At 69.6% G+C, this 11,215-nt stretch carries 6 protein-coding genes, 1 tRNA gene and 4 pseudogenes; 5 read left to right on the top strand and 6 right to left on the bottom strand.

The window, feature by feature from the left end; translation table 11 throughout:
- Positions 1-176: 176 nt before the first annotated feature.
- The 4 genes and pseudogenes from AOK11_RS09540 to AOK11_RS09525 form a co-directional block, all read right to left on the bottom strand.
- On the bottom strand, positions 177-1,622 hold the full coding sequence (locus AOK11_RS09540; protein ID WP_055593227.1) for an NF041680 family putative transposase: 1,446 nt from the start codon (positions 1,620-1,622) through the stop codon (positions 177-179).
- A 738-nt stretch (positions 1,623-2,360) separates the two neighbouring features.
- Positions 2,361-3,128: pseudogene (locus tag AOK11_RS09535) on the bottom strand (IS5 family transposase); the annotation flags it as partial.
- Between the two features lie 425 nt (positions 3,129-3,553).
- Positions 3,554-4,099: an IS1096 element passenger TnpR family protein gene (locus tag AOK11_RS09530; protein WP_055593228.1), complete on the bottom strand. Its 546-nt coding sequence runs from the start codon at positions 4,097-4,099 to the stop codon at positions 3,554-3,556.
- Between the two features lie 226 nt (positions 4,100-4,325).
- Complete coding sequence (locus tag AOK11_RS09525) at positions 4,326-5,678, bottom strand: endonuclease domain-containing protein (RefSeq protein ID WP_055593226.1); 1,353 nt, start codon at positions 5,676-5,678, stop codon at positions 4,326-4,328.
- A gap of 503 nt (positions 5,679-6,181) precedes the next feature.
- Between AOK11_RS09525 and AOK11_RS09520 the strand changes: the two genes are divergently transcribed.
- The 3 genes from AOK11_RS09520 (at position 6,182) to AOK11_RS09510 (ending at position 7,493) form a co-directional block, all read left to right on the top strand.
- Complete coding sequence (locus AOK11_RS09520; RefSeq protein ID WP_055593225.1) at positions 6,182-6,973, top strand: BlaI/MecI/CopY family transcriptional regulator; 792 nt, start codon at positions 6,182-6,184, stop codon at positions 6,971-6,973.
- A gap of 187 nt (positions 6,974-7,160) precedes the next feature.
- Positions 7,161-7,364, top strand: coding sequence for a cold-shock protein (locus AOK11_RS09515; protein WP_055593224.1), 204 nt, complete (start codon positions 7,161-7,163; stop codon positions 7,362-7,364).
- A 55-nt stretch (positions 7,365-7,419) separates the two neighbouring features.
- A tRNA-Met gene (locus AOK11_RS09510) sits at positions 7,420-7,493 on the top strand.
- A gap of 308 nt (positions 7,494-7,801) precedes the next feature.
- On the opposite strand, the pseudogene AOK11_RS09505 reads toward AOK11_RS09510, so the two are convergent.
- Positions 7,802-8,899 (bottom strand): annotated as a pseudogene (locus AOK11_RS09505) (integrase).
- 674 nt (positions 8,900-9,573) lie between these two features.
- On the opposite strand from AOK11_RS09505, the gene AOK11_RS09500 reads away from it, so the two are divergent.
- Positions 9,574-10,071: a peptidylprolyl isomerase gene (locus tag AOK11_RS09500; RefSeq protein WP_055593223.1), complete on the top strand. Its 498-nt coding sequence runs from the start codon at positions 9,574-9,576 to the stop codon at positions 10,069-10,071.
- Between the two features lie 485 nt (positions 10,072-10,556).
- On the opposite strand, the pseudogene AOK11_RS39395 reads toward AOK11_RS09500, so the two are convergent.
- Positions 10,557-10,992 (bottom strand): annotated as a pseudogene (locus tag AOK11_RS39395) (DDE-type integrase/transposase/recombinase); the annotation flags it as partial.
- 61 nt (positions 10,993-11,053) lie between these two features.
- On the opposite strand from AOK11_RS39395, the pseudogene AOK11_RS44650 reads away from it, so the two are divergent.
- A pseudogene (locus tag AOK11_RS44650) lies at positions 11,054-11,215 on the top strand (integrase core domain-containing protein); the annotation flags it as partial.

Here is an 11,215-nt window from a genome sequence, read left to right as displayed (position 1 = left end):
TTACGGGACAGCGCTTAGGGCGCGCCTCCGAACAACACGCGGGTCTACGCCCCGGTAGTGCCGACCTCGGCGCCTGCTCGGTGCGACGTCACCGCAGGTCAGCCACTTTTAGCACACGTCGCAGGCGCAGAAACGAAATCGGCGTGTTATTGATCTGCAAGCCCTTAGCTTGGCGTTTAACGCTGATGACCTCGGTGTTCCTTGATCGATTCGGCGCGTTTGACGGTCTTGCCGACGTCGTGGTGCCTGGCCCGGTGTTTGTTCTTCGAGCCTGCAGGCCGTCCTGGCCCCGGCCGGGACGGTTTCGGTGCGGCCGCCGGACGGGCCGTGGCCGCGCGGACGTTGCGAAACCCCCGCCGCACCCGGGCCGGGGTGAGGTGACGCGGTGCGGCAGGCCGTTCCCAGGGGCGGCGCAGGTCCTCGGCGAGCGGCCGGGCCAGACGGAGCTGGGTGTGGGCGGCGATGATCAGCCAGGTCCACAGGTCGGCGGTGTCCGCGTGGCGGACCTTCGGGGCGGTCCAGCCGAGGGTCTGTTTCATCAGCCGGAAGGTGTGCTCCAGGTCGAATCTGCGCAGGAACACCTGCCACCAGCGGTCCACGTCCGCCGGTGCGGCGGCGGTGGCCGAGCACCACAGCCAGACCGGTTTCGGGTCGCGGTCGCCGGGCAGGCGCTCGACCTTAAGGCGGATCAACGTGCCGTGCAGGATGGGGAGTTCTTCCTTGGCATGGTTCAGCCAGGGGCCGCGGTGGGTGAGTCGGGGGTGCATCCGGTCCCAGGCCGTCGCGGTGGCCGTGCCGTAACGGGTGGTGTCCGTGGCGGTCGTGACATCCGGCTCGTGCCAGCTGTCGGGCTTCTTGAACGTGAGGACGCCGCCATGCCGTCGGGGACGCCCGCCGCGCGGTCCGGAGCGGGCGGGGCCGGCATCGCGGAGCATGACACGGTCCGAGCGCAGACGTCCGACCAACACCACCGGGAGGTCCGCCAGGGCGTGGGTGAGGTAGGCGGTGTCGTAGCCGGAGTCCATGACGATGAGGATCTCGGCATCGCCCGGCCGCCAGTGCCCGGCTGCGATCAACCGCTCGATGACATCGCGGAGTTGGGCGGCCGTGACAGTGGTCGCGTCGTCCGCCGGCCCGAGCCGTACGGCGTCCAGCAGGGCGACCCAGGAGGTGCGGCCGGACTCCAGGGCGGCGACGAAGGAGTAGGGCCAGCCGGGCACCAGCTGGTCCGAGCTGCGGTCGCCGCGTCCGTAGACGTGGCAGAAGAGTCGGTCGTCGCTGGTGGGAGCGTCGGGCCGCAGCCAGTTGCTGACGTCCACGGCGAGCACGATGCGCCCGTCGGCCGCCCTCGGCAGCGGCAGCCCGGCCAGCGTGCGGCGCAACCGTGTCGGCTCCAGCCAGCCCCGGTCCAGGGCGGCGTACAGGGCGCCGTGCCCGCGCCGGTGCTCGACCGCCAGCGACAGTTCGACCAGGGTTTTCACCGGCCCGTCCGCGCACAGCACCGCGTCGGTGAGCTCGAAGAGTGCGTCCGCGCGGGAGTAGAGGCAGTCGTAGAACTCGACCCGAAAGCGGGACAACACGCCCAATGCCTCGCCTGCGGGCGCCTCGACGGGCAGACTCATACGCAGCGGCCGTTCTCTCGTGCTTCGTTACTCGACATCTCGAAGCGTGAAGAACGGCCGCCTCTGCTGTCCTGGGAAGAACCGCAGGTCAGCAGGACGAGTGACCCGCGATGTTAAACGCCAAGCTTAGAGGTCGTTCTCTTTCCGAACCTTGTGTGATGTCCTCGCTGGTCAGGTGTGAAGTAGCTGCTGCCGCGGGAGCCTTGGCTTGTTGCCGGGCGAGAGGTCGTGGGGGTGGCGGATGCCGTCGATGCGGGCGGTTCTGGAGGCACGGCAGAAGGCCGCAGCCGCGCAGGTGAAGCAGCTCGAAGCCGAGTTGGAACGGGTGCGGACGGCTCTGGCGGACGCGGAAGAGGTGCACCGGCGCCGGGTGATCGGCCTCGAGCAGTACTTGGAGGCGCTGGCCGAGGAGGATGCACCCGCCGACGTGGCCGACGAGGTGCCGCGGAGGAAGCCGGTCGGACCGCGCCGGGCGGTGCCGCACCGGCGACACGCGAGCGAGGTGACGGAGCTGTCGCCGGACTATCAGGCGTTGATGGCCGCCGCGGTCGATGCGGGAGCCGACGGGCTGGGTGCCCGGCGGGCCGCGGTGGTGCTGGGCTGGGACAGCGCGTCTGCCTCCCGGGTCGAAGGAGCGAGGGCACGGCTGAAGCGGCTGGTGGAACGGGGCTGGCTGGTCGAGGCGAAGCCGGGCAGGTTCATGCCGCCCGGCACCGGAACAGGACACCGGTGCCGGGCGGCCAGGCGGCGGCTCATGAGCATGGTCATCGACCACCAGATGACGGCTTCGCTGGTGTCGGTGCGCCGCTCGTAGTCCCGCACCAGGCGCCGGCTGCGCAGGAACCAGGCGAGCGATCGTTCCACGACCCAGCGGCGGGGCAGGACCTGGAAGCCGCGGGTGTCGTCGCTGCGGCGGACGATGTCGAGGACCACTCCGAGCTGTGCTGTACTCCAGTCAACGAGATGACCGGTGTAACCGCCGTCGGCCCATACCCGTGTCAGCCGCCCGAAGCGACCCTTGGCCGCCGGCAGCAGGATGCGGGCGGCGTCCCGGTCAGTGGTCGAGGCCGGGGTGACCAGCACGGCCAGCAGCAGACCGAGCGTGTCGGTGAGCAGGTGACGCTTGCGTCCGTTGATCTTCTTGCCGGCGTCGAAGCCCCGCGAGGTGAGGGCGACGGTGGCGTCCGCCTTCACCGACTGCGAGTCCACCACGCCTGCGCTCGGCTCCTGATCACGGCCTTCGGCCTCGCGGACGGCACCGCGCAGCCGGTCGTGCAGTTCGGCCACCAGACCGAGGTCCCGCCAGCGGGCGAAGAAGGCGTACACCCGCGGCCAGGGCGGGAAGTCCGACGGCATCGCCCGCCACTTGATGCCGTTGTCGACCAGGTAGCGGATCGCGTCGATCATCTGCCGGTGGCAGTAGCCCTCCGGCCGTCCGCCCCGGCCGGCCAGCCATCCCGGCACCGGCAGCAGATCCCGCACCAGAGCCCACTCGTCATCGCTCATGTCCGAGCCGTACCGGGGCCGGCGCCCCGGACGGTCGGCCGCGTTCCCGAACCTGTGGGCGAGACAGTCACACCCAGGAGTGGACGGACTGGACCCGGCAACCGTGACCACGCGACACTTCGACAACAGGGCCTCTTGCTCCTCGCTGGACTCGACATCCGCGAGCTACCAAGAGGCCCTTCCTTTATGCCTCCGCACCGGCCAACTCACCCGGACCAGGCCCCTGTTCGAACCCCACCGACCACCCGAGCGGATAGAGAACAGCCAGTTAGGGCTCCCGAACGGTCGGGGTGGATAGCACCATGGCCGAAGCGAAGGCCGACTGTCAGCGGCCTGTTAGATTTCCCCGCTCGTGGCCACTTCCGCTCCCCACTGTGGCCACCTCGATTCCCCGCTGGCGGCCACTTCGTGTACGCAGCGTGAGATCATCCTCGGCGGTGCTCGCCCCACCACGGCAGGAGCGGAGGCAGGTCGCTGAGCCCGCGCGCCGGCCGCTTGGGCATCGACGACTCCCCGTCGTCCCCGTCCCAGCGGCGTGCGTACTGGTCCGGGAGGCTGCCCCAGCCCCAGTAGGGAACCGGGCGGCCGGGTGCCTCGCCGAGTTCGTCGAGGGGGTCGATGCGCTTGTCCGCCACCGTGCACAGGTGGGCCCAGTCGTCGCCCATGTCGAAGACATAGGCGAACTGCTCGCCGGCCTGCAGCCTGCTCAGCTTGGTGGCATGGCCGTCCACGGTGCCGTCCGGGGCCTCGTCGTCCCACCAGTCCAGGGGGCTGACCCGGGTGCCGTCGGACAACGTGAACAGGTGCAGGTGGGCCAGGTCCCAACGGCCGAAGGCGAGATCGATGGCCGTGGCGAACTGGGCGAAGGAGTGCGATCGCGCGGCGGCGAAGATCCGGCCGGGGCGCGGCCACAGGTCCGCACCGTGCCCGGAGACCAACTCCACCCGGATGGACAGCCAGGTACGTGCCACGATCACAACCCCTTCATACGCCAGGTCCGCGAGCCGGCACCGAGGCTACTGAGTGTGACTGCCAGAGGGGGAATCGAGCCGGCCGTGCGTGGGGATTTTCTACCAGCCGCCGACAGCGCCGCTCTGCGTCGGCGCCTGACAGCCCTGCCCTTCGGCTTTGTCATCATGGCCCTCGTCATCTCGTCATCATCCGGTCGGCGTTGGTGTCGGGTCTCTCGCTGTTCGCTCAGAAAAGCGCCAGGCCCTCACCGCTGGTGTCCGCGATGACTGGCCGGGACCGGGCTGGGAGGCCGTCCAGGCGGTCGGGTCCGGCCGCGGCGGCCACGGCGGGGGCGGTCTCGGCCAGCCAGGTACGGAACCGCTCGGCGGCTTCGCGGTAGGGGACTTGCGCCAGGACACGGTGCTCGCCGGAGGGGCACAGGTCGACGGCGACAGTGAGCAGGCAGGAACCGGGCGCATTGTGGCTGCCGGTCCAGGACACGCGCAGCGCACCGCAGGGTTTGCGCCCGCGGGAGCCGCTGGGGTCGCGGTGGGTCGGGCGCAGTGATCGGCAGGCTATGTGGGCGGTCCATGCGGCGAGGTGGGGTAGTGGCAGGGTGGTGCGGGTGCGGCAGCCGGGGCAGCGGTGCCAGTGGCAGAGCCAGTCGGCGGTGTGGGTGTGGAAGAGACGTGTGTAGCGGTTGGCCACGCGGATGTCGTTGCTGTAGAGGTGGTCGGGGCGTTCTTGTGTGTTGCAGGAGTGGCAGACGGGGGCGCGGACGTAGCCGTGTTCGTGGCAGTGGTCGAGTACGGCGGCGGGTGCGGTGCGGCAGATGGCGCACGTCCACCCGGCCACCTTGCGGGAGGTGCCGGGTTTCCTGCTGAGTACCGAGTACCGGTGGCCTTTCAGTTCCTCGTTGTACGGGCGCAGTGGGGCGGTTGGGCGGTCGGGGCTCGTCGTCTGCGGGCCGTCGGCGGCTCGGGCCTGCCGGTGGTGGGAGGGCGGCTCGGTGACGGTTGCGCTTGCCTGGCAGGTCCGCGCGGCTTTCAGCCACCGCGTTTCGGTGTGCTCGGCCACATCCAGCAGCCTGACCACGGCGCGCGGCAGCCACCAGGTCCGCGCCGTCCGGTCGCGGGTGTTCTCCACGAGGATCCGCCGCCAGTCGATCCCCGCCAGATGGTACGGCCGGCCGCCATCACATCGTGCTGCCCGCTCGGACTCGTCCGGTTCCTGCAGTTCCCGGGCGATGCGCCGGCGCCATCGCAGCGGCGTGTTCTCGTTGTACTCCTGCTTGGGCCCGTCACGGAATGGGCCGATGCGGACCAGGTCCTGGCGGTCCATCTCCACCGCGTTCAGTTCCGCTGCCGCCCGGCGCACCTCAGGCTCCGGAACGCTCCACTGGCCGTCGCCTGTCTTCACCGTCGCCACCACATGGCCGCCGAGCAGGACGTAGCCCGCCGGGGCATCGGCGGGAGAGCGGGTGAACGCTGCAGAAGCCGTCGGCACAGTGCTGTGGGCCGTCAAGCCGGCCCACAGAGCGTCCGCGGCGCCCAGAGTGATCAGGCCGCCCGTACGGCCCGGGATGACATGCTCTGACACACCGACAGGCTAACGGCCGGTCTCCGCAGCGCCGTCCGCATCTGTGGCCTCGACGACCACGCGCCCACCAACCCACTCCAGCATGGGCGGCCGGGGCCAGGTTCGAGGCCGCCACCCACCGCCAGGCCGCAGCCGGCACCTTCAGTCGGCCCGCTGCCGGGCACCCGTCGTGCGCCTCACGCATCACGGCCACTCCGATCTCAAGCTCTTTCCCACCTCAGCCTGTGCGTCGCGGCGGCACGAAACGGCGCGTGCCGGTGGTCACGGCAGTGTCGCCTGCGCGGGCAGGGCGTCTGTGCGGGCCGGCTCCGGGCGGACCGTGAAGCGGGAGACGATGAGGTGGTCTCGCGTCCGGTGCCCCTTCCGGCGGACCGGTGCCGGCAAGTGCGGCAGGCCGTGGGCGGCTGTCCGCAAGGGTGGTGTGTGCCCGGGACAGCGGCGACGGTCCCGTTTGGGTGAGTAGCATCCGGCAGCAACAACCCCCGTATGAAGGAGCGTGCCGCGTGGCCACCGAGCCGGAAGAGCCCACCACCCAGAGCCTGCAGAGCCAATACGCGGCCCAGTTCGCCGACCACCTCGCGGCCAACCGGGAGGAACAGGCCCGTCTACGCAAGCGTCTTGAGCAGCTCGAGACGGACGAAGCCTGGCTGGTGAAGGCACTGAAGACGGTGTCCGCCCCGGCCGAGGCCGACGCCGGCGCCCAGGCACCCGAGGGCGAGCCGGCACCGCCGCAGGACAACACGTCCGAGCCGACCGAAGCGGCCGAGCCGTCCGAAGCGACCGATGTTGAGGCTTCCGCGGCTGTGCCGAAGCAGCGGCAGGACAAGCCGGCCGAGGCACCCGCGAAGAAGACCACGGCCAAGAAGACGGCCGCGAAGAAGACGACGGCCAAGAAGGCCACGGCGAAAAAGCCGGAGGCGAAGAAGACAGCAGCGAAGCAGGCGCCTGCGGCGAAGAAGACGACAGCGGCCAAGGCCGGTGAACCGCCCCTAGGAGAGCTGCTGTTGACCGTCCTCGGCAAGCACGCCGGGCAGCCGCGCACCGCGGGCGAGGTCGCCGGCGACCTGGAGCGGGAGTACCCCGAACGGGCCCGGGACATCAACACCGTGCGCAACACCCTGGAACGGCTGGTCGCCAAGAGCCGCATCGAGCGGACCAAGCAGAAGAACACCGTGCTGTACACCGCCGTGACCGAGTCCGCGCCCGCCGCGGACGACGCAGCCGCAGAAGCGTCCCCGACGACCGAGACGGCCGGCGCCGAGGAGACCGAGAAGGTGCCGGCGCAGGCCTGGTGAGGGTCGTGCCGCCCGTCGTGGCGCGCTGCACCGTCCCGGGCGCCAGCACCCGGCACGCTGTGACCGGCGGAGAGGTCGGATAACCGCGCGCCGACGGGGTAGAACGGACGCCGGGTGCCTTTCGGCTACGGACGGCCCTGCCCACAGACCAGCCGGGACCTCTCGGCGATATCGAAGGACAAGCAGCATGGCCAGCGGCACCGTGAAGTGGTTCAACGCCGAAAAGGGCTTCGGGTTCATCGCCCAGGACGGCGGCGGCCCGGACGTCTTCGCCCACTACTCCAACATCACCGGCAACGGCTACCGGGAGCTGGTCGAGGGCGAGCCGGTCACCTTCGAGGTGGCCCAGGGCCAGAAGGGTCCCCAGGCCGAGAACATCGTGCGCGGCTGACGAAGGCAACTGCGCACTGCCCCGCGAGAGTGACTGTGTAGAGTGGCATCACCGACGCGGGGTGGAGCAGCTCGGTAGCTCGCTGGGCTCATAACCCAGAGGTCGCAGGTTCAAATCCTGTCCCCGCTACGAGAACGAGGGGCCCGGCGTCAGCCGGGCCCCTCGCCACATCCAGCCTGTGCCGCTCGAAAAGTCATTGCCCCAGGTGGGAGTGGTGTGGGTCGGCCGCTGGGAGCATGTCCGCGTGATCGTCTCACCGACGGACACGATGGTCCGGAAGCTGCTCTTTGTCCCGTCGGTGCTGCCGCACCGGGACACCACCAAGGACGCCGAGCCGCTCGTGCTGCGGCACGAGCACGCCGTGCTGCGCCGGCAGCCGACCGGCCCGATCCGCTACGAGCCGGCCGTGCGCCTGCCGAAAACCTCATCCGCGCAGGTCATGCGGCATATTGGTACGCGTGGAGGATGCCGCCGAGCCGTTCACGTCTCCGTATGCCGAGGCGAGCGATCTGCTCCGGATCGCTGTCCGGGACCGGCAACGGGTGCAGAGGGCGGGCGTTGTCGATGTCCTGATGGAGCCGATGGGAGTTGGAGAAGTCCTCGAGCTCGCGTAGCGCGTGCAGCAGATGCCGCTGGTTCCAGCTCAACATGCGGTCCAGCAGCTCGCGCCGACAGGTCTGTATCCCCCCGTTCCATGATCGAGTTCATGCGCGGCATCCGCACCCCGCTGGGCACCACCTCAATCCCCACCTCAGCGAGGACCGCGTCGAACAGCGAGGGGAGCTTCCCGTCGCGGTCCCGGATCAGGAACCGTGCCCGGCAGCGGGCGTCTTCGAGGTCCATGACGAGATTCTTCGCGGTCTGCGTCACTCAGGAGGCGCTCGGGTGCGCGGTGGCGCCGAGGATCCGGATCCGTCGGCCGGCATGCTCGATCACCGCGAACACGTACAGGCGCGCCCCGGACAGCGTGACCGTCTCCAGGAAGTCGCACGCCGGCAGGGCGTCGGCCTGGGAGCGCAGGAAGTCCGCCCACGTGCGGGAAGCACGTTTTGGTGCCGGGTCGATCCCAGCTTCCTGGAGGGTCTCCCAGACGGTGGAGGCGGCCACCTTGATCCCGAGAACGAGGAGTTCGCCGTGGATGCGGCGATACCCCCAACCAGGATTCTCCCGCGCAAGCCGCAACACCAAGAGCCGGATGGAGCGCACGGTCCGCGGCCTTCCCGAGCGCTTCGGCCGGGAAGCGGCAGCGTGGCGGCGTGCGCCCAGATCGCGGTGCCGGCACAACACCGTATCCGGCCGCACCACCAGCCGTATCCGGCGCAGCACCTCCGGCGGCAGCCGGTGCAGCAACGCCGCCAGGAACGCCCGGTCGCCCGGGGCGAACCGCACCCTGTCTTTGCCGAGTTGACGCTGAAGCACCGTGATCTGATGGCGCAGGGCGAGGAGCTCCGCGTCCTTGTCCCGGTCGCTCATCGGTAACAGGCGGACCATGGCGAACGCTTGGGTCCGGTCGGGTAAGCCAGTCGCAGCAGCACGACCGACCATCATGTCGGGACAATCACCAGGTACGCGAGAGCACCCCCTCGAGCGCCCGCGCGCGAGACCCCGCGCACCGCCTCCCACCAGGGTGGATGAGGTTTTCGGCAGGGGCAGCGTCTCGGTCTGCTTGACCAGGCGATGCGCGCCCGGCGGGCTGAGCGGAAATGCTCGGGGGACGTTCTTGGTGTAGGCCGCGTCCATGATCACCTCGGTGTGCTGGAAGGGTTGGCGGCCGGCTTGGGTCGGGTTGCCGACGACGTGGTCGACACCCTCCATCTGCTCGGGGGTCTCCATCCAGCCGACGAGGAGCCGGCCGAAGATGATCGCCCAGCCGTATGCCCCGGCGTACTTGAGTCGGTGGATCTTGTCGCGGAGGGCTCCGGAGTACACGGCTACGGTGTCGACGCGGGAGAAGCCCCTTTGCTCGACCGGCACGGTGCACAGCCTGTTCCCGCACGCCCTGCCGGGCAGGACGGCCTGGGAGCAGACCGGGCAGCGCGGGTCGGCGACGGGCCAGCGGGCGTGTCCGCGCTCGTTCGGTGACTGATGCGCTCATGCTGTACACCGGGTCAGGGCCACTGCACAGGTCTGCACAGCGGTCTTACCGCCGGGCCCGGGCGACGGCAGGGTAGTAGGCGAGCGGTACCCGGCGGAATGTCAGGATGGGGGCATGACGACCAAGGTTTACTTCGATATCACCATCAACGACGAGCCCGCCGGGCGGATCGTCTTCAACCTGTTCGACGACGTGGTTCCCAAGACGGCGGAGAACTTCCGCGCCCTCGCGACCGGCGAGAAGGGCTTCGGCTACGCGGGCTCGTCGTTCCACCGTGTCATCCCCGATTTCATGCTCCAGGGCGGCGACTTCACCCGGGGCAACGGCACCGGAGGCAGGAGCATCTACGGCGAGAAGTTCGCCGACGAGAACCTCACCCTCAAGCACGACCGGCCGGGCCTGCTGTCCATGGCCAACGCGGGCCCGAACAGCAACGGCTCGCAGTTCTTCATCACGACCATCGTGACGGGCTGGCTGGACGGCAAGCACGTGGTGTTCGGCGAGGTCGCCGACACCGAGAGCATGGACCTCGTCAAGAAGATCGAGGCCCTTGGCTCCTCCAGCGGCCGTACCTCCGCGAAGATCACTATCGCCGAGTCCGGCCAGCTCTGACGATTCGCCGCCAGCGCCGCCGAGAGGCGTCCGCCCGACGCGCCCCTCGGCGGGAATCGGCACGCGGCCGTAGCCATAGACGGCTCCCGGACAGTGATGAGTTTGGACGCAGGGAGAGTTGACGGCTCACGTATGGTGGGGAGGAAACGCATCAACGCCCACCCCGGGCTGTGAGCCGGGCGGGCCGAACGGGGGAAGAAAGGTGCGTGCCCGATGACGGTCGGGCTCCTCTCCACGATTGCTGCTGTGTTCTACGGGGGCACGGTCTCGATCCTCGCTCTGACTGCGACCTTTGCTCGGCGCCGCACGCTGCGGCGTGAAGCACGCAGCACCCTTGCCGTCTTGGTGCCGAGGAGGGCGGTGGAGCCGCAGCAGGCAGCCCGCACGGCAGTAGGCCCAGACAGCTGAGCGGCGTTGTCAAGTTGTCCATGACGTGTCTGGCTGATGGGATGTCAGGGTGTGGTGAGCCGGGTGCCGGGGCCGGGTCAGGTCTCGGTGGGCAGGCCGGTGCTACCGGTGATCTGGTTCCAGGTCTCGAAGCGGCGGTGCATCTCGGCGCGGTACTGAGGGGCGGTGAGGCGGTGGCGTCGGGGCCTGAAGTGCGGTGAGATCACGCCGAACACGGACAGGAACCGCCGTGTCCCGGTGGCGGAGCAGAAAGCCCTTCATCGGGCGTTCGCGCTGCCGGGTGGGCTGGCGGGAGTTCTCCGCCCGGTTGTTGAGGTACTTCGACTGCCGGTGTCCGACCAAGGGCATCAGCTCCCGGTGGGCGAGGCCGTAAGTGCGGAGCCTGTAGGTGACCAGCACCCGGAGCACCCGGCATTGCTTCTTCATCGGCTTGGCCAGGAGCCGCTTCGCGGCCGTCGCGTTGCGCCGGGACCGCACCAGGATGTCCAGCACGGTGCCGTCCTGGTCCTGTGCCGCTCGAAAAGTCATCGGCGCAGGTGGGAGTGATGCAGTTCGGTCCTGGGATCATGTCCGCGTGATCGTGTCTCTGCTGTACAGGGTGGCCCGGAGGCTGTTGTCCGTCCCGTCGGTGCTGCTGCGCCGTGACACCGCGAAGGACGCCGAGTTGCTCGTGCTGCGGCATGAGAACGCAGTCCTGCGCCGGCAGATTGCCGGCCCGGTGCGCTACGAGCCGGCC

Origin of the sequence: Streptomyces hirsutus (assembly GCF_001418415.1) — a bacterium.
Classification (GTDB): domain Bacteria; phylum Actinomycetota; class Actinomycetes; order Streptomycetales; family Streptomycetaceae; genus Streptomyces; species Streptomyces hirsutus.
This window is presented reverse-complemented; position numbering and strand designations above follow the sequence as displayed.